This window comes from Pseudomonas sp. HAR-UPW-AIA-41 (genome assembly GCF_002304225.1).
Lineage (GTDB): Bacteria > Pseudomonadota > Gammaproteobacteria > Pseudomonadales > Pseudomonadaceae > Aquipseudomonas.
The window spans coordinates 260,890-278,510 of sequence record NZ_NSLB01000001.1 but is presented as its reverse complement, the minus strand read 5'-3'; the positions used below and the strand labels follow the sequence as shown (position 1 = coordinate 278,510).

Here is a 17,621-nt window from a genome sequence, read left to right as displayed (position 1 = left end):
GTGTCGGGGCCACGCCGGGCACAGGCAGACTCAGGCTTTGCCTGCCGAGGAAACAACATGTCTACCTCCACCCGTTTTTTCGTCGACGGCGACGGTGTGCGCCTGGCCTGCTACCGCTGGGGCCGCAGCAGTGGTCCGGTGCTGCTCCTGGTACACGGCTACCCGGACAGTCACCATACCTGGCTGCCGCTGATCGAACGCCTGAGCCTTCACTATCAGGTAGTGGCCTATGACGTGCGCGGCAGCGGCCAGTCCTCACACCCCGCTGCCGTGCGCGACTATCGCCTGGAACACCTGGCCAACGATCTGCGCGCGGTGGCCCGTGCTGTCGGCCATGGCCAACCGGTACACCTGATCGCCCACGACTGGGGCTCCATCCAGAGCTGGGAAGCCATCTGCGCCGACGGCATGGAGCAGCTGTTCGCCTCGTTCACCAGCCTCTCCGGCCCCTGCCTGGATCACGCCAGTTTCTGGCTGCGCCGCTGCTTTGCCAGCCGCAGCCCGCGCCTGTGGTGGCAGGCCATCAGCCAGTTGCTGCACTCGGGCTATATCGCCTTTTTCCAGCTGCCGAGAATTCCCGAATGGAGCTGGCGCGCCGGTATGGCCAAACACTGGAATGCCCTGATCGGCGCTCTGGAAGGCTACCGGCCGGCCCCCGATCCGGATCAGCTGGGCAATGCCTGCCGAGGCATCGCCCTGTACCGGGCCAACTTCATCGAACGCCTGCTGCATCCGCAGCCACGTCATACGCGCGTGCCCGTGCACCTGCTGGTGGCGCAGAAGGATATGTTCGTCCGCCCGCAACTGCTCGATGACCTACCCAACTGGGTGACGGAGCTGGAGCGTCATGACTTGCCGGCCGGCCACTGGCAACTGCTGGTGGAAGCCAACAGCATGGCCCGCCTGATCCTCGACTATCTGGCTCGCCAGCAGTCACGCATACGGCTGGCACAATCAGCCTGAGTCCGCTCAGTCGCTGTCGGCTTCGGCCACCGGCAGCGCCGCGCGCTCCAGCCACTCGCCGGGCAGCGCCTTGCTGGCGCGAGCCCCCAGCAGCTTGAGGTTTTCCACCCGGCCAACCAGATTGCCGCGCCCTTCCACCAGTTTGTTGCGCGCCGCCGCGTAGGCCTTGTCCAGCTGCTGCAGGCGGCTGCCGACCTCGTCCAGATCGCCGATGAAGGCGACGAACTTGTCGTACAGCTGGCCGGCGCGCTCGGCGATCTCGCGGGCGTTCTGACTCTGCCGCTCCTGACGCCAGAGGCTGTCGATCACCCGCAGGGTGGCCAGCAGGGTGGTCGGACTGACAATCACCACCTGCTGGGCAAAGGCATCCTGGAACAGCTCCGCATCGGCCTGCAGAGCGGCGGAAAACGCCGCTTCGATAGGCACGAAGAGCAGGACGAAATCCAGGCTGTGCAGCCCCTCCAGACGCTTGTAGTCCTTGCCGGAAAGACCCTTGAGGTGATTGCGCAGCGACAGCAGGTGCTGCTTGAGTGCCTGCTGACGCTGCGCCTCGTCCTCGGCACCGATGAACTGCTGCCAGGCGGTGAGGCTGACCTTGGCATCGACGATCACCTGTTTGTCGCCCGGCAGCTGAATCAGCACATCCGGTTGAAAGCGCTCGCCATCGGCGCCCTTGAGGCTGACCTGCGTCTCGTACTCGCGACCCTTTTCCAGCCCGGCCTGTTCCAGCACCCGCTCCAGCACCAGCTCGCCCCAGTTGCCCTGGGTCTTCTGGCCCTTGAGCGCACGGGTCAGGTTGGTCGCCTCATCGCCCAGACGCTGGTTGAGCTGCTGCAGACGCTCCAGCTCCTTGCCCAGGGAGAAACGCTCGCGCGCCTCCTGCTGGTAGCTCTCGTCGACACGCTTCTCGAAGGCCTGGATGCGTTCCTTGAGCGGGTCGAGCAACTGGCCAAGGCGCTGCTGGCTGGTCTCGGCAAAACGCTGCTCGCGCTCGTCGAAGATCTTCCCGGCCAGCTCGGCGAACTGCGCACGCAACTCATCGCGTGCGCCCTGCAGATCATTCAGACGCTGCTGCTGGTGCTCCTGCTGCTCGCGCAGCTCGGCACTCAAGCCGGCCCGCTCGGCCTCCAGGCGACGCAACTCGGCCTCCTGCGCCAGGCGCACGGCCTCCTGACCTTCCCCCTGCTGGCGCAACTGCTGGCTCTCGCGCTGGAGCAGCTCGACCTCCTTGCGCAGGGCCGCCACGCTGGCCTGCTGCACCGCCAGCTGTTCACTCTGCTGGCGAGCCTCGGTCTGCGCCTGTTCCAGCTGCACCTGCAGCCCTTCGCGGGCGAGTACGGCGGTACTCAGACGCTCCTCCTGCAGAGCCAGGGTGGCGCCCTGCTCCAGCAGCTGGCGATGCTGGCGCCAGAGCAGCAGGGTCAGCGGCGCAGCGGCCAGCAGCAGGCCCAACAGCAGGTTGGCGGGGTCGAGGATCATGTGCGGTTCTCCCAATCAGATGGCGGCGATTATACGCAGCCGCATTTCTTTACCCGGCGCAATTGCCCGGGAATTTTTGACAGACCAGAGGAAAAATAAGGCTGGCGAAATGCTGGCACGGTCGTGCAAAGCGTCTGTTTCGCGGCCCCGGAGCAAGCGCTCGGGACAATCCACAGAAGCTGTGGATAACTCTGTGGGAAAGAAGGTGAAAACCCAGCCGACCCCCGATGAAATGGGCCTCCCGCTCAAACTGGCTACTTTTTAACCACAATAAAAAATCTTTATTTTTCAATAAGTTAAAAAGTCAACAGGGTTGGTGACAGAAAAAATCAGCTTTTTTGCCGCACCCGGCAGAGATGCCTTGCGATTGTGCACAAGTCTCTGTTAGGGGCACTGCGCATGCCCTTTTTCGGGGCTTTGTGGGCTGTATTCGCGGCGATACTCGGCCGGCGGGCGTCCGGTCCAGCGGCGAAAGGCGCGGGAGAAGGAACTCTGTTCAGCAAAACCGAGCAGGCAGGCAATTTCCAGAAGACTGCAGTCGGTATGGCGCAGGTACAGCAACGCCAGATCCTGGCGCACTTCGTCCAGCAGATCCGCCAGGCTCAGACCGGCCTCGCTCAGGCGACGGCGCAACATCCGCGGGCTGAGCTGCAAACGCTCCGCCGTGCACTCCAGCGAAAAGTCTCCCTGCCCCAGACCGGTGCAGAGCGCAGCGCGTACCTCGTTGGCCAGGTTGCTGTGCAGGCGGTAATTGGCCAGGCAGGCTTCGCCCTGGGCATCCATCAGGCTGCGCAGATGCGGGTCTGCCTCGCGCAGCGGCAGATCCAGCAGTTCGCGGGCAAAGATCACGGCATGGCGTGCGGCGTTGCCCTGCACCGGGCAACCCAGCAACGCGCTGCAGGCCGCCTCATTCACCGCATGGCGGAACTCCACGCGCTGCGGCCTGGCTCGCCCCTCACTCAGCCAGTCGCCAAAGGCCAGCCAGCCCCCAAGAGCCATTTCCACCGCCTGGCGTGGCACCCAGGGCAACAGCCGGGGCTGCCAACTGAGCACCGCCCACTGATCCTGCAACTCCAGACGGGTATCTCCGATATCCCAGACCAGCGCTTCAAAACGCTGCAGCCGCTGAATGGCTTCGCCGAGGGTGGTACAGCTCATCGCGGCATACCCCAGCACCTGAAACGAGCGCGGGCGCACCGCGGCGGCCAGACGCAGGGCTATCAGGTCATCCTGGCTGTGGCGCTCGGCGGCCAGCAGCAGGCGGAAGGCCTTGTACAGTGGCAGGCGATAGCCCGGCAGCGCGAGCTGCCCGGCCTCGATGCCAGCCTCGGCCAGCAAGGTATCGACAGGCAAGCCCTGAGCGGCGGCAGCCGGCAGCAGCGACTCGACATAACTGCCCGCCATCGCCGCCGGAGAACCAAGCAGGGCCAGCAGTCGGCTCGTCCAGGAATCGCTCAAGGCAGTCAGCCTACTTACCAGCTGCCGGTATTGGCCATCGACGCCCAGGGCTCGGCCGGAGCCAGCGGCTCGCCCTTCTGCAGCAGCTCGACGGAGATATTGTCCGGCGACCGCACGAAGGCCATGTGACCGTCACGGGGCGGGCGGTTGATGGTCACGCCATGCTCCTGCAGGCGCTGGCACAGGGCATAGATATCGTCCACCTCATAGGCCACATGGCCGAAGTTGCGGCCGCCGGTATAAACCTCCGGGTCCCAGTTGTAAGTCAGCTCCAGTTGCGCATCGCTGTCTCCCGGCGCGGCCAGGTAAACCAGGGTGAAACGCCCCTGGGGATACTCGCGCTGACGGATCACTTCCAGCCCCAGAGCATCACGGTAGAACGCCAGCGAAGCCTCAAGATCGGTGACTCGCACCATGGTATGCAGGTATTTCATTGGCCGACTCCTCTGTCATGGCAATCCAGGCCAGCGATGGTAACCCGTGGAGCCCGGACTGGGCAGGCACAGGCACCTGCCTTTACAGTACCAACACCCACCGAGGACGCGGACCATGCTGCAACTACGCCCCAACTGCGAATGCTGTGACTGTGACCTGCCGGCCGACTCCGCCGATGCCCGCATCTGCTCCTTCGAGTGCACCTACTGTGCCCAGTGCGCGGAACGGCTCGGCCAGCGCTGCCCCAATTGCGGCGGCGAGCTGCAGCCACGTCCGCGTCGTCCACTCAACAAGCTGGAGCGCTATCCCGCCTCGACGGAACGTGTGCTCAAGGCAAACGGCTGTCACTGACGCTTGACGACATACCCGAGCGGACAATACTGTATATAAATACAGCATTACGGAAGTCCCCTCATGGCCAACGCAATCCTTCTCGGGCCAGCAGGCAGCTCGGCTCACGAGCTGCTTTCTTTCCTCACGAATTCCCGCGGGCTTCCCCTCACCCGCCCAGGACCATCTGGAGGCCCAGCTATCGCTGGATGAGTTGCTGAACGTTCGCGCGCCGCACACCTATCTGGTCCGCGCCAGCGGCGACAGCATGACCGGCGTTGGCATTTACGACGGGGATCTGCTGGTGGTCGACCGCGCCCTGCCGGCATACAGCGGCGCCGTGGTCATCGCCGCGCTGGCCGGTGAGGTCTTCGTCAAACGTCTGCAACAGGATGCACGGGGTATCAGCCTGCACTCGGCCAATCCGCATTACCCGCCGCGCCAGATCAACGCCGAGGACGAGCTGCAAATCTGGGGCGTGGTACGCCACAGCATCCACCGGCACGGCCAGCATGACTGAACCGGCCATCGCCCTGATCGACTGCAACAGCTTCTATTGCAGCTGCGAGCGCGTCTTCCGCCCGGATCTGAACGGCAAGCCGATCGTGGTGCTGTCCAACAACGACGGCTGCATCATCAGCCGCAGCGAAGAAGCCAAAAAACTCAACATTGCCATGGGCGCCCCCTACTTCCAGGTGCGCGAGCAACTGCGACGGCAGCAGGTGGCCACCTTCAGCTCCAACTACGCCCTCTACGGCGACATGAGCGCCCGCGTCATGCAGGTGATCGAAAGCCTGGTGCCGCAAATAGAGGTGTATTCGATCGACGAGGCATTCGCCGACCTCAGCGGTCTGCCCGAGCCCCTGCAGCAGACTGGTGAGCACCTTAAGCAGACGGTGCTGCGCAGCACCGGAATTCCGGTCAGCGTGGGTATTGCACCGACCAAGACCCTGGCCAAGCTGGCCAATTACGCCGCCAAACGCTGGCAGGAGCGCACCGGCGGCGTGCTGGATATCCGCCCGCAGCCCCTCCGCGAGAAAGTGCTCAGGAAACTCCCCGTTGATTGCGTGTGGGGGATCGGCCCGCGCCTGGCGCCACAACTCCTTGCTCTGGGTATCCGCACGGCTTGGGATTTGGCACAAAGCGACCGACAGCTAATACGAAAGCGCTTCGGCGTGGTGGTGGAAAAAACTGCCGCCGAACTCGCCGGCATTGGTTGCCTGCAGCTGGATGAGCCCGTCAGCGCACGACAAAGCATCTGTTGCAGTCGCATGTTCAATCGCCCGCAAAGCAGCCTTAAGGCGCTGCAGGAGGCCGTCGCCAGCTACACCCACCAGGCGGCCACTCGACTCAGGGCACAAGGTTCACTGTGCCGCCAGCTGCAACTGAACCTGCGCACCCGGCAGATGGATGGGCAACGCGGCGGCTGGAGCGCCGCCTGCCCACTGCCCTACCCGAGCAATGACGTGCGCGAGCTGAGCGATACGGCGCAGCACCTGCTGCAGGCGATCTATCGCCAGGATCAGTCCTACAGCAAGGCGGAAGTGCACCTGCTCGACCTCTGCCAGCCCGGCGAATTCAGCGACGACCTGTTCAAGCCACGCCAGAGCAACGCCAGCCAGAAAGCCATGCAGGTGCTCGACCAGATCAATGCTCGCTGGGGTCGCGACACCCTGCGCCCCGCACGGGTCCCACAACAGGCCGAATGGAGCATGCGCCGCGAGATGAAAAGCCCCAGCTACACCACCCGCTTCGATCAGCTCTGGAGCGTCAAAGCGGAATAAATCGCAAACAATAAAAAAACCCGATGCGGGGAGGCATCGGGGTTTTGAATATGGCGGGGAGATAGGGATTCGAACGCTTCCAGCGGCCTATACAGATCGTCTGAGGCCATGCCAACCCTAGTGCTTTCGGGGCTCCCCGGAATGAGACGGTTTGCAGCGGTGCCGATTTTGCCCCAAATTTTGTCCCCAAATCTGCGGGGGCAACAAATCGCACCGTGCTATCCACCTAGTGCGACCTTTTAGCTGCGCAGCCCACTATTACGCACGCGGCACTCCAGGGCCAATGATAGAAACGACCTATCGGGCAGAGCGCCTCGCAGATTGACACTCAGGCAGCACTCCAATAGGTTTGTGCTCCCCTTTAAAGGGGACGGGATTGGCGTTCCGGTCTGAGACAGGGCTAAGCGAGGCTTAGCTCTGAGCATGGCTGTGTCTTTATGGGCGGGCCGTGCGGGGCATCTTCGGATGCGCCGGCCCTCAGACCGGTACGCCAACCCGTGCGGTCTGCTCACCCAATTGGCGTTGGGTGGCAGAACTTTCCGTTCTGAGGATCACACCATGAATGAAACCATCACTTTGCAAAGCGAAGCCGGCCAAGCTGTTTCCGATAGCGGCACAGAAAATGGCTTCACCCCGCTCCGTCACGATGAACCTCACTGCGTGATCGGTTATCTCAGCAGCGCATCAGCGCCCGACCTTTACGATGAAGCAACGCTTCGCCAGTCCGCCCTCCTCGGCGTGCTTTGCGCGCTTAGCAGCGCCCCAGCCTCTAACGAACTGAGCCCTTCAAGCTTGCAGTGCTGCATCCAAGCTATACGCATCCTCAGCGAAGATGCTGCCGCCCTCTATGCCGGAGCCTGGCAAGCACTGCAGGCCGAGCGCCACTAGCCCCTTGCGGCAAGAGCAGGCATTACTCGCCTGCTCGATTTGATAACGCCAGTTCATTTTCAAATCGCTGCACAAACTCGACCAGGCTGATATTTAACGCCTCGCAAATATCGCGCAGCTGAACGAGGTCGAGGCGGCGCAAGCCGCGCTCGATATCACTCGCGAATGACTGCGGACGCTCAAGCGCTTGGGCAAACGCCGCCTGGGTCATCCCTGCCTCCACGCGGCACTGCTTTAGCAACCTAAGCAGAATTAGGTTCTCATCTCGATACACCGACTTTTCCACGTAACGCACCTGGCTCCTTGACAAGCCTCAAAGGTATATCTAATCTTCGGATATCCGATTTACAGATATTCAGGTATTCGATTTACAGGAGCCCATCATGAAAAGCCCAAATCAACCTTCACCACCCAACAGCAATATGCAGTTCCAGCTGAACCTAGAGACACTCGAAGTACTCATGGAGCTGAACGCCCTACTGCAGTGGTTTGGTTTGCCTCTCGTTCAGAGCCAGGCAGCCATCGCCATGTGGGAGGACAACATCCTGACCAAAGAAGATCCTGACACAGGGCATCCGCTTCACTACCTGCCCGTTTCAATGCTTCCCAATTTCATTGATCAAATCCTTGATCAGTTGAGCGCTGAAAGTAGGGCTCAAGCAATCCTCTTTAGGGACAGAAGTCACGCCCTGTCGGCAGTAATCCCCATAGCAGCCATGCTGAAGCTATCCAAGAAGCCTGAAGATGGCGGAATTGACCCAGACTACGTGCTTCATAACGCCTCCCCCCTAAAGCCTTCGCAGGGAATTGCTTCTGCCAACACCACTCAGGGGGCACTGTAGTTAGATGCGTACGTCCAAAATCAAAGTTCAGGCGATGACTATTCCTGTTCTGACCAGCAGTAACGGGGAGCGCTACTGGCCGATGCGCCCATTGTGCGAAGCCATCGAGCTGAACTGGCACAGCCAAGCTGCAAAGTTACATCCGCCTAGGTATACCCCCCGCGAGCACGATGTGTGCTTGCCAGGGCAGCCACCCATGAAGCAGGTACTCTGCTTGTCGCAGGCAGAATTCGAGTTCTGGCTCAAAGGGCTGAACTCGCGCAAAGTGAATCGCACTGCCCGACTGCGCGTGGACCAGTTGCGCGCACATTTCTTCGGCGATGCTTCAGCCGAGAAGAAGCACCCAGAGGGACTGGCAGCTGCTGCGCCTAAGGTCCTGAGCCGCATTCTGAACTGGCGCCTGCAGCAGACTGAGCCTTCTGACCGTCCGGAATTGTCCAAGCAGATCACTAGCCAGTTTCGCGAGAAGAACGGTTTTGAAATCTGCGATGCCCGGGAGCACCAGTTACGCGGAGCTGTTGCGTCACTGAGCACGATCATCTATCAGCATGATCGCGCGAAGACACCAAGTCATACGCCTGTATCGCAGCGTGTCGATACGATTATCAAATCAATCATCGATGCCCGGCCTCAACGCATCCACTTGCTCGAATCGGACTTCGCAGCTTTGCTGTGCGGCATCGAACTTGAGGAGCAGTACCACCGTAGCGCTCAGCACGAAACGCCCAGCCCGTGACGACACTTAGGGAAGTGATGGACGTTCTGTACTCGACAGGTGAGCCCATGAGCGGCAGCAGCATGAGCGACGATGAAGCCCTAGCCTATGCCAGGCAGTCTTTTCCTTACGGGAATTACTGCCTGGTACGAAACTGGCGCTGGATTGAACTGCAGGTGACCGAAAGCCAGCGTCTACAGCTGGCGACAACCCAAAGGCGGCCTGCTTTGATCTATGCGCATAAGGTCATCTATGACAGCGAACGTCGCTGGGACGTTGGTGACTTCGTACGAACCTCACTCTTGCACAACTATGAGGGCTTCCACTTCAAAACGCTCAACAGCGTCTACCTGCTGCTAGGCCCAGGCACCCGCATCCAAGCCAACTCAGATGCTGTTGCAAGCATTTTCTGATCGAGCCAACACATTTGGCAGTGATGTGATCACAGGCTACGACAGAGCCTGAGTATCGCAGGAAAGCACTGCGACACTCAGCGAGTGTCGCAGAACCACCTATACGACACACTCGGAGTATCGCACGCGCATGCTGCGACACCCCGGCCATGTCGCAGCGATACACCCTGTATGTCGCAACATAGCCCTGCGACACGAGCATCGTGCCGCTAGCGGCAGTTTGTGTGCCCAATACGGCGCTGAATCAAGCCTGAATCGTCACCGAGCAGGCCAGTTGTGGCACTAAACGTGCCCGTACTGGCACTGCTTTTTTCGGTTATAAAATCGTTTAAGTCATTGAAAAATAACAATTCAATGACTTATTTCATAACCAAATCGTAACCTTGTGGCTAGCATTTTGAATGCACCGCTTTCGGCGCGTCAGCGATACGCTGGCGAATCGCTTCACCAGGCTCGCCCTTCAGCGCCCCAGGCGCTGGCTGCTTTTTGATTTTGATGACAAAAGGCTTGCGCGCGCTTTTGCTCACAGCGCACGCTGAATAAAGATGAAGCGTGTCGCGTGAGTGAGAGCGCGCACCTCTTACTCGCGGCGCGAGTAAGAGGGCGTTGGGGCGGTTCAGACGGAACGAGAAAACACGTAGCGAAGGCGGAGGGGTTTCAGAGGAGTCTGAGCCGCACCAACGCCATTCGCGAAGCGGCTTAGCTTTGTCATCAAAACAACAAGAAAGAGATGACAGCCATGCAGCCAACGACATTGCAGCGGTACCAAACCCGAGCACAAAACTTCTATCGGAATCACTGCGGTGAGGACGATCCAACTTCAGCGCAGATCTGCGCGGCTTTGCTTGCCTGTGCGCCGGACTATCGACCGAATGCGTTCAGCACCCTCAAGAACACCCTGGTGAATGACCAGCTTGCCCGACGAAACATCGAGGCAGCAAACACCATCAGAGCGCTGGTCAACCCGGTCACGGCACCAGGCAGTCAGATAGCGAAAAAGCCCAAGCTCAAACAGATTCGGAAAGTCCCCTTCGAGGATTTCAAGGTGCTCTACAAGCACCTGCATCAATGCGGCTACCTCGACGAGGCCGCCTCTCTGGTGCTTGCCAATTACCTGGGTGTACGCCCTTGCGAAATGCGCACGATCACTGTCGGAGGCAATTTGGTCCACATCATCGGCGGTAAAAAGTCTGCCGAGCTACACCGCGGTGCTGACCGCACTCTACTGATCAACAAGCCCAACATTTTAAAACTGGTGGAATGGGCCGCACATCGAATGTCGAAGTGCCTACGCACCAACACAGCGATCAGAGATCGCTTTCGCAAAGAATGCCGAAGCCTCTGGCCCAGAAGAAAGAAGCATCCAACGCTGAAGAGCTTCCGCCACCAGGTAGGCTCAATTCTGAAAGCATCCGGAGAAAGCCCCGCCGGCATGGCTTACATCATGGGGCATCAGTCCACAGAATCGATCAGCGTCTACGGCGATGGGCGCTCTGGCGCAGACCGAAAAAGCCACATCAGACCCGCAGAGGGCATTGACCTGTCCAGGGTACGAAAACCCAAGAGTCCTCCACGATACGGAAACGGTAGGGTGATTGGCCTGATTGAATTTCCAGCCGCTACTCGTGGCTGGCTTCCAGGCTCCTCAACGGGCCCAAACCATCAAAACGAATAAGCTATCGCCCGTGGGAGAAAGCAGACGGCCATACCCAATACTGATTGCAACAGGCTGGAATCGGCCAAAAGCAGTCATCAGCCTTCAAGGTTTTTTGGTGTCCTATAGCCTCCGAGTTGATGTGTTGCTCATGATGATCAGGACAGACCTTCCGAGCTCAATTTTCTGACCCAGATCAACACACATCCATTACCTATTGCAGAAATACGCCGCCACATAAAACTATCTGCTATCGTCGCGTTTGAAACCTCATGTGATGGATTGCCGTGCGCCGAATTGGTCTGGTCCTGCTTCTGATTGTCAGCCTCGTGCTGCCGGCTTTCGGTGGCATGGCATTCAGCATGCCGGCGCAACCCTGCCCGATGCAGAGCGGCGATCATCCGGGGCACGCGATGGCCGACGCCCCCTGCTGCGACCACGCGGACCAGGCGGATGGGCTGGCCAGCAAGTCCCCCTGCAAACCCGGCCAAGACTGCAAGACCGCCAGCCTGTTGCAGACCGTCGTGATCAAGACCTTCCCCCCACGCCTTTCCCGCCCCGAGGCATTGCCGAGCCAGGCGGTGATCGAGCGCGAGCCCGCCGAACTCTGGCGCCCTCCCCGTTTCGCCTGATGCCGTGATCCACCGCGCCGGTATGGCTGGCGCGCCGTGGCTACCCTGCACTGCGAGGTAGCAACTTCGATCAATCGCATTGGAGGCGAAAGCATGTCCGCTTTCCTTTTCGCACGCCGTGCCTGCATGGGCGTGCTGGCTGCCGCGTTTTGGGCGGCTCCCTGGCTTGCCGCGCAGGCGCAGCCGCTGACCTTCGAACGGGCTCAAGCACTGGCCGAGCAGAGTGCCCCCGAGAACCTCGCGCGCCAGGCGCAGGTGGCATCGGCACAACAGGCGGTGGAGCCGGCGGATGCCCTGCCCGATCCCAAACTAATTCTCGGCGTCGACAACCTGCCCGTCGAAGGCCCTGACCGTTACACCCTGAATCGGGACTTCATGACCATGCGCCGCATCGGGCTCATGCAGGAGGTCCCCAACGGCGACAAGCGCCTGGCCCGGCGCCACTTGGCCGAAGCTTCCGTGGTGCGGGCCGAAGCCGAGCAGCGCGCCATGCAACTGGAGATCCAGCGTCAGACGGCGGCAAGCTGGCTGGATGTCTACTACGCCGAACGCAGCGTCGACCTGTTTGATCGACTGGCAAGGCAGATCGACATGCTCCGCTCGACCGTGCAGGCCCGGATCGCCGGTGGCAACGCCCAGCCTGGCGAGCTGCTGGAGGCCGACCAGCAAGCCCTGGCCTTGCAGGATCGGCGCGATGAGCTGAGCCGCGATGCGGCAATCGCCCGCGCCAAACTGCGCCGCTGGATAGGCAACGAGGCCGACCAGCCGCTGAGCGGGGACGCGCCCGACCTGAGCCTGGAGGCTGCGCATCTGAAGCAACGCATGGCTTCACACCCCGAGCTGCGCGCCGCCTCGGCCCGGGTTGGCGAAGCCAGCGCCGAGCTGGATGAAGCCATCTCCGAGAAAACGCCCGACTGGGGCGTCGAGCTGGCCTACAACAACCGCGACAACCAGTTCGGCGACATGCTGATGGTGCAGTTCACCTTCGACCTGCCGATGTTCGTCGGCACCCGCCAGGGCCCCAGGATTGACTCCAAGCAGCAGAGCCTGGCGCAGATGGAGGCCGAGCAGGAGGTGCTGCTGCGCGCCCATCGGGCCGACCTGGAAAGCGGCCTGGCCGAGCTCGAACAACTGCGCAAGACCCTGGCCCGCACCGAAAACAGCCTGATCCCGCTGGCGAGCAAACGGGCCGACCTGGAACTGGCCGCCTACCAGGCCGGCAACAGCCAGCTGGGCGCCGTCATCGCCACCCAGCGCGAGCTGATCGAGGCGCAGCTGCGGCAGATCGAACAACAACGCAAACTGAGCCAGCTCTCCGCCGGCCTGCATTACGCCTATGTGGAGGGTCTGCAATGAGAGTCTCGGTAGCAGGATTCACCCTCGCCTTGCTGGCCGTTGGCATTGGCGCGGCCGCTGGCGGCTACTGGCTGGCCCAGCGCCAGGCCGGGCATGGCGCCAAGACAGAGGCGACTGCGACGCAGGAGCGTCCGGTGCTCTACTGGTACGACCCGATGCAGCCGGAGCAGCGTTTCGACAAGCCGGGAAAATCGCCTTACATGGACATGCAGCTGGTGCCCAAATACGCGGGCGCCGAGCAGGATTCCGCCGCCCTGAGCGTGCCGGCCCAGGCCGTGCAGAGCCTGGGCATGCGCACCTCGACCGTGGTGCGCGGCGTGCTGCCCTCGGGCATCGAGGCGGTCGGCTCGCTGGCCTACAACCAGCGCGAGGTGGCGAACCTGCAGGCCCGCGCCGGCGGGTTCGTCGAGCGGATCTACGGCCGCGCGCCGGGTGATGTGCTGCCCGCCGGCACGCCCCTGGTCGACCTGCTGATTCCCGAGTGGTCCGCCGCGCAGCTGGAGTTCCTCGCCGTGCTGGCGACCGCCGACGCCCGCCTGATCGCCGCGGCCCAGGAGCGCCTGCGCCTGCTCGGCATGCCCCGCGAGCTGATCGAGCAGGTTCGCCGCAGCGGCAAACCCAGGGCAGTGCAGACCCTCACCACGCCCATCGCCGGCGAACTGCAGGCTTTGGAAGTGCGCGCCGGGATGACCGTGGCCGCCGGCCAGGACCTGGCGCGGATCAACGGGCTGTCCACGGTCTGGCTCGATGCGGCGATACCCGAGGCCATGGCCGGAACGGTTACGGTCGGGAGCGAGATCCACGCCAATCTGACGGCCTTTCCCGGGCAGCCGCTGCAGGGCCGCGTCATCGCCCTATTGCCGAGTGCGGACCCACAGACCCGCACCGTCACCGTACGCAGTGAACTGCCCAACCCGACCGGCAAACTGCGCCCCGGCATGTTCGCCGCCGTGCGCCTGAACAGCGCAGCCGAGCAGCCCGCACTGCTGGTGCCCAGCGAGGCGGTGATCCGTACCGGCAAGCGCGCGCTGGTGATGCTGGCCGAAGACGACGGACGCTACCGCCCCCAGGAAATCACCCTGGGCCGCGAGGCCGATGGCCGCCTGGAGGTGCTGTCCGGTCTCGCGGAAGGTCAGGCGGTGGTCACCTCCGGCCAGTTCCTGATCGACTCGGAGGCCAGCCTGCAGGGCGTCATGGCCGGCAAGGCGGAGCAGGCGCTCGCCCCAGGGCTGCACGAGTCCCATGGCGTGATCCGGGCGCTGGATAGCCAGCGGGTCACCCTGGAGCACGGCCCCTTCGAGAGCCTGAACATGCCCGGCATGACCATGCCCTTTCCCCTGGCCAGTCCTTCGGTGGCCGCCGGCCTCAAGCTCGGCGACCACGTGCGCATCGGCGCCCGGCTGACGGATGGCGGGCTGCTGATCGAGCAGCTCGACAAGCAGGGGGAGCAGCCATGATCGCGCGCCTGATCCACTGGTCGATCGGCAATCGCTTCCTGGTGCTGTTGGCGACCCTGTTCATCACCGCCCTGGGCATCTGGTCGGTGCGCAGCACGCCGCTGGATGCGCTGCCGGATCTGTCCGACACCCAGGTCATCATCCGCACCAGCTTCCCCGGCCAGGCACCGCAGATCGTCGAGAATCAGGTGACCTACCCGCTGGCCACCACCATGCTCTCGGTGCCGGGGGCGAAGACGGTGCGCGGCTACTCGTTCTTCGGCGACTCCTTCGTCTACGTGCTGTTCGAGGACGACACCGACCTCTACTGGGCCCGCTCGCGGGTACTGGAGTACCTCAACCAGGCCCAGGAGCGCCTGCCCGAAGGCGTCACCACCACCCTCGGCCCGGATGCCACCGGCGTCGGCTGGATCTACCAGTACGCCCTGGTCGACCGCAGCGGCCGGCATGACCTGGCCCAGCTGCGGGCGCTGCAGGACTGGTTCCTCAAGTACGAGCTGAAAAGCCTGCCCAACGTGGCCGAGGTGGCCACCCTCGGCGGCATGGTCAAGCAGTATCAGGTGCTGCTCGATCCGCAGAAGCTGGTGGCCTACGGCGTGACCCAGCAGGAGGTCGAGGCGGCGCTGAAGAGCGCCAACCAGGAGACCGGTGGCGCCATCCTGGAGCTGGCCGAGCGCGAGTACATGGTGCGGGCCTCCGGCTACCTGCAGAGCCTGGAGGACTTCCGCCAGGTGCCGCTGCGAGCCTCGGCCAGCGGCGTGCCGGTGCTGCTGGGCCAGGTGGCCACCATTCAGCTGGGGCCGGAGATGCGCCGTGGCATCGCCGAGCTGGACGGTCAGGGCGAAGTGGTCGGCGGCGTGGTCATCCTGCGCTCGGGCAAGAACGCCCGCGACACCATCGCCGCAGTAAAGGCCAAGCTGGACAGCCTGAAGGGCAGCCTGCCGGCCGGCGTCGAAGTGGTCACCACCTACGACCGCGCCCAGCTGATCGACCGCGCCATCGACAACCTCAGCTACAAGCTGCTGGAAGAGTTTGCGGTGGTCGCCCTGGTCTGTCTGATCTTCCTCTGGCACCTGCGCTCCTCGCTGGTGGCGATCATCACCCTGCCCCTGGGCATCCTGATGGCCTTCATCGTCATGCGCTACCAGGGCATCAACGCCAACATCATGTCGCTCGGCGGCATCGCCATCGCCATCGGCGCCATGGTCGACGCCGCCGTGGTGATGATCGAGAACGCGCACAAGCACATCGAGGCCTGGAAGGCCCGGCACCCAGGCGAACAGCTGCAGGGCGAGGCGCACTGGCGGGTGATCGGCGAAGCGGCGGCCGAGGTCGGCCCGGCGCTGTTCTTCAGCCTGTTGATCATCACCCTGTCGTTCCTCCCGGTGTTCACCCTGGAGGCCCAGGAGGGCCGGCTGTTCGGCCCGCTGGCCTTCACCAAGACCTATGCCATGGCCGCCGCGGCCGGACTCTCGGTGACCCTGGTGCCGGTGCTGATGGGCTACTGGATCCGCGGGCACATCCCCAACGAACAGCAGAACCCGCTGAATCGCTGGCTGATCGAGGCCTACCGGCCGGTACTGGAGAAGGTGCTGGCCTGGCCCAGGGCCACGCTGGCCATGGCCGTGCTGGTGTTCCTCTCCAGCCTCTGGCCGCTGAGCCAGCTCGGCGGGGAGTTCCTGCCGCCCATGGACGAGGGTGATCTGCTGTACATGCCCTCGGCCCTGCCCGGCCTGCCGGCCAGCAAGGCCAGCCAGCTGCTGCAGCAGACCAACCGCATGATCCTCACGGTGCCGGAAGTGGCGCGGGTATTCGGCAAGGCCGGACGGGCGGAAACCGCCACCGACCCGGCGCCGTTGGAGATGTTCGAGACCACGGTGCAGTTCAAGCCACGCGAGCAGTGGCGCGAGGGGATGACGCCGGAGAAGCTGATCGAGGAGCTGGACCGCGCGGTGAAGGTTCCCGGCCTGTCCAATATCTGGGTACCGCCGATCCGCAACCGCATCGACATGCTGGCCACCGGGATCAAGAGCCCGATCGGGGTCAAGGTTGCCGGCACCAAGCTGGCTGACATCGAGCGCATCACCCGCGACATCGAGGCCGTGGCCAAGGCGGTGCCCGGGGTGAGTTCGGCGCTGGCCGAGCGCCTCACCGGCGGGCGCTACGTGGACATCCGGATCGACCGCCTGGCCGCCGCGCGCTACGGCCTGAGCATCGCCGACGTGCAGTCGGTGGTGGCCGGCGCCATCGGCGGCAGCAACATCGGCGAGACGGTCGAGGGACTGGCCCGTTTTCCCATCAGCCTGCGCTATCCCAGGGAGTGGCGCGACAGCCCGGAGGCGCTGCGGCGCCTGCCGGTGCTGACCGCCAGCGGACAGCAGATCACCCTGGGCACGGTGGCCGAGATTGCCCTGAGCGAGGGGCCGCCGATGCTGCGCAGCGAGAACGGGCGACTGTCCGGCTGGGTATATGTCGACGTCCGCGGGCGCGACCTGGCCTCGACCGTGCGCGAGTTGCAACAGCGCGTCGCCGAGCGTGTGCGGCTGGACGCCGGCATGACCGTCTCCTACTCCGGCCAGTTCGAGTTCCTCGAGCGCGCCAATGCGCGGCTGACCTGGGTGGTGCCGGCGACCCTGCTGATCATCTTCGTGCTGCTCTACCTGACCTTCAGCCGCTTCGGCGAGGCCCTGCTGATCATGGCCACCCTGCCCTTCGCCCTGTCGGGCGGCATCTGGCTGCTCTACTGGTTCGGCTTCAACCTGTCGGTGGCCACCGGGGTGGGCTTCATCGCCCTGGCCGGGGTCTCGGCCGAGTTCGGGGTGATCATGCTGCTGTACCTGAAGAACGCCTGGCAGGCGCGAGTGGATGCCGGACGCGGCGACTGTTCGGCACTACTGGAGGCAATTCGTGAAGGCGCAGTGCTGCGCGTGCGGCCCAAGGTGATGACGGTGGCCGTGATCATCGCCGGCCTGTTGCCAATCCTCTGGGGCGGAGGTGCCGGATCTGAAGTGATGAAGCGCATCGCCGCGCCCATGGTCGGCGGCATGATTACCGCGCCGCTGATGTCCATGTTGGTTTTGCCGGCCGCGTACTGGCTGATGCGAAGGCAGCGTACACAGAAGGTTCGCGCACCGCAGGAGCTATAGCTTTACAAACCCGGGCAAGCCACGCGCCAAGCTGACTCGCCCGGGTAACGCGGCAGGAAGCATTACGGC

17 protein-coding genes are annotated in these 17,621 nt (G+C 63.1%); 13 read left to right on the top strand and 4 right to left on the bottom strand.

The features are described from left to right. Positions 1-57 precede the first annotated feature (57 nt). Positions 58-963 (top strand): alpha/beta fold hydrolase, encoded by a 906-nt coding sequence (locus CK486_RS01320; RefSeq protein WP_095938482.1) that lies wholly within the window; start codon positions 58-60, stop codon positions 961-963. A gap of 6 nt (positions 964-969) precedes the next feature. Here the strand turns inward: CK486_RS01320 and rmuC are convergent, their stop codons facing one another. The 3 genes from rmuC to CK486_RS01305 all read right to left on the bottom strand — a co-directional run bounded on the left by rmuC (position 970) and on the right by CK486_RS01305 (position 4,334). After that, positions 970-2,328: a DNA recombination protein RmuC gene (gene rmuC, locus CK486_RS01315; RefSeq protein WP_176481636.1), complete on the bottom strand. Its 1,359-nt coding sequence runs from the start codon at positions 2,326-2,328 to the stop codon at positions 970-972. A 498-nt stretch (positions 2,329-2,826) separates the two neighbouring features. Continuing rightward, positions 2,827-3,900: an AraC family transcriptional regulator gene (locus CK486_RS01310; RefSeq protein WP_141248860.1), complete on the bottom strand. Its 1,074-nt coding sequence runs from the start codon at positions 3,898-3,900 to the stop codon at positions 2,827-2,829. 14 nt (positions 3,901-3,914) lie between these two features. Next, positions 3,915-4,334, bottom strand: coding sequence for a VOC family protein (locus CK486_RS01305; RefSeq protein ID WP_095938479.1), 420 nt, complete (start codon positions 4,332-4,334; stop codon positions 3,915-3,917). A 115-nt stretch (positions 4,335-4,449) separates the two neighbouring features. Between CK486_RS01305 and CK486_RS01300 the strand changes: the two genes are divergently transcribed. The 4 genes from CK486_RS01300 (at position 4,450) to CK486_RS01285 (ending at position 7,337) form a co-directional block, all read left to right on the top strand. Continuing rightward, complete coding sequence (locus tag CK486_RS01300; RefSeq protein WP_095938478.1) at positions 4,450-4,686, top strand: DUF1272 domain-containing protein; 237 nt, start codon at positions 4,450-4,452, stop codon at positions 4,684-4,686. A gap of 46 nt (positions 4,687-4,732) precedes the next feature. Further along, positions 4,733-5,185: a LexA family transcriptional regulator gene (locus CK486_RS01295; RefSeq protein ID WP_095938477.1), complete on the top strand. Its 453-nt coding sequence runs from the start codon at positions 4,733-4,735 to the stop codon at positions 5,183-5,185. Continuing rightward, positions 5,178-6,449 carry a Y-family DNA polymerase gene (locus CK486_RS01290; RefSeq protein WP_095938476.1) on the top strand — a complete coding sequence of 424 codons (1,272 nt, stop codon included), beginning with the start codon at positions 5,178-5,180 and terminating at the stop codon, positions 6,447-6,449. The genes CK486_RS01295 and CK486_RS01290 overlap by 8 nt, the downstream gene beginning before the upstream one ends. 558 nt (positions 6,450-7,007) lie before the next feature. After that, on the top strand, positions 7,008-7,337 hold the full coding sequence (locus CK486_RS01285; protein WP_048512709.1) for a hypothetical protein: 330 nt from the start codon (positions 7,008-7,010) through the stop codon (positions 7,335-7,337). Positions 7,338-7,359: 22 nt separating this feature from the next. Here CK486_RS01285 and CK486_RS01280 read toward each other — a convergent pair whose 3' ends face one another. Continuing rightward, positions 7,360-7,623, bottom strand: a complete 264-nt coding sequence (locus tag CK486_RS01280; protein ID WP_095939030.1) for a helix-turn-helix domain-containing protein — start codon at positions 7,621-7,623, stop codon at positions 7,360-7,362. A gap of 97 nt (positions 7,624-7,720) precedes the next feature. On the opposite strand from CK486_RS01280, the gene CK486_RS01275 reads away from it, so the two are divergent. The 8 genes from CK486_RS01275 (at position 7,721) to CK486_RS01240 (ending at position 17,552) form a co-directional block, all read left to right on the top strand. Beyond that, positions 7,721-8,179: a hypothetical protein gene (locus tag CK486_RS01275; protein WP_141248859.1), complete on the top strand. Its 459-nt coding sequence runs from the start codon at positions 7,721-7,723 to the stop codon at positions 8,177-8,179. A gap of 4 nt (positions 8,180-8,183) precedes the next feature. After that, the gene (locus CK486_RS01270; protein ID WP_256574335.1) at positions 8,184-8,915 is read left to right on the top strand and encodes a phage antirepressor N-terminal domain-containing protein; all 732 of its coding nucleotides are present in this window, start codon (positions 8,184-8,186) and stop codon (positions 8,913-8,915) included. 47 nt (positions 8,916-8,962) lie between these two features. Next, on the top strand, positions 8,963-9,307 hold the full coding sequence (locus CK486_RS01265) for a hypothetical protein (RefSeq protein ID WP_095938473.1): 345 nt from the start codon (positions 8,963-8,965) through the stop codon (positions 9,305-9,307). Positions 9,308-10,046: 739 nt separating this feature from the next. After that, a complete protein-coding gene (locus CK486_RS01260) occupies positions 10,047-10,982 on the top strand; it encodes a site-specific integrase (protein WP_256574334.1) in 936 nt (311 codons plus the stop codon). Positions 10,983-11,248: 266 nt separating this feature from the next. Continuing rightward, a complete protein-coding gene (locus CK486_RS01255) occupies positions 11,249-11,593 on the top strand; it encodes a hypothetical protein (RefSeq protein WP_176481626.1) in 345 nt (114 codons plus the stop codon). Between the two features lie 93 nt (positions 11,594-11,686). After that, the gene (locus tag CK486_RS01250) at positions 11,687-12,949 is read left to right on the top strand and encodes a TolC family protein (RefSeq protein WP_095938471.1); all 1,263 of its coding nucleotides are present in this window, start codon (positions 11,687-11,689) and stop codon (positions 12,947-12,949) included. Further along, complete coding sequence (locus CK486_RS01245; protein ID WP_095938470.1) at positions 12,946-14,406, top strand: efflux RND transporter periplasmic adaptor subunit; 1,461 nt, start codon at positions 12,946-12,948, stop codon at positions 14,404-14,406. The genes CK486_RS01250 and CK486_RS01245 overlap by 4 nt, the downstream gene beginning before the upstream one ends. Beyond that, positions 14,403-17,552, top strand: coding sequence for an efflux RND transporter permease subunit (locus CK486_RS01240; protein ID WP_095938469.1), 3,150 nt, complete (start codon positions 14,403-14,405; stop codon positions 17,550-17,552). Before CK486_RS01245 ends, CK486_RS01240 begins: the two co-directional genes overlap by 4 nt. The last annotated feature ends 69 nt before the right edge of the window (positions 17,553-17,621 follow it).

Bases quoted from the DNA above. Each gene is read 5' to 3' on its own strand.
- CK486_RS01240 (WP_095938469.1), top strand. From the start codon at position 14,403: ATGATCGCGCGCCTGATCCACTGGTCGATCGGCAATCGCTTCCTGGTG.
- CK486_RS01275 (WP_141248859.1), top strand. From the start codon at position 7,721: ATGAAAAGCCCAAATCAACCTTCACCACCCAACAGCAATATGCAGTTC.
- CK486_RS01245 (WP_095938470.1), top strand. From the start codon at position 12,946: ATGAGAGTCTCGGTAGCAGGATTCACCCTCGCCTTGCTGGCCGTTGGC.
- CK486_RS01300 (WP_095938478.1), top strand. From the start codon at position 4,450: ATGCTGCAACTACGCCCCAACTGCGAATGCTGTGACTGTGACCTGCCG.
- CK486_RS01265 (WP_095938473.1), top strand. From the start codon at position 8,963: ATGAGCGGCAGCAGCATGAGCGACGATGAAGCCCTAGCCTATGCCAGG.
- CK486_RS01305 (WP_095938479.1), bottom strand. From the start codon at position 4,334: ATGAAATACCTGCATACCATGGTGCGAGTCACCGATCTTGAGGCTTCG.
- CK486_RS01260 (WP_256574334.1), top strand. From the start codon at position 10,047: ATGCAGCCAACGACATTGCAGCGGTACCAAACCCGAGCACAAAACTTC.
- CK486_RS01320 (WP_095938482.1), top strand. From the start codon at position 58: ATGTCTACCTCCACCCGTTTTTTCGTCGACGGCGACGGTGTGCGCCTG.
- CK486_RS01250 (WP_095938471.1), top strand. From the start codon at position 11,687: ATGTCCGCTTTCCTTTTCGCACGCCGTGCCTGCATGGGCGTGCTGGCT.
- CK486_RS01290 (WP_095938476.1), top strand. From the start codon at position 5,178: ATGACTGAACCGGCCATCGCCCTGATCGACTGCAACAGCTTCTATTGC.
- CK486_RS01285 (WP_048512709.1), top strand. From the start codon at position 7,008: ATGAATGAAACCATCACTTTGCAAAGCGAAGCCGGCCAAGCTGTTTCC.
- CK486_RS01270 (WP_256574335.1), top strand. From the start codon at position 8,184: ATGCGTACGTCCAAAATCAAAGTTCAGGCGATGACTATTCCTGTTCTG.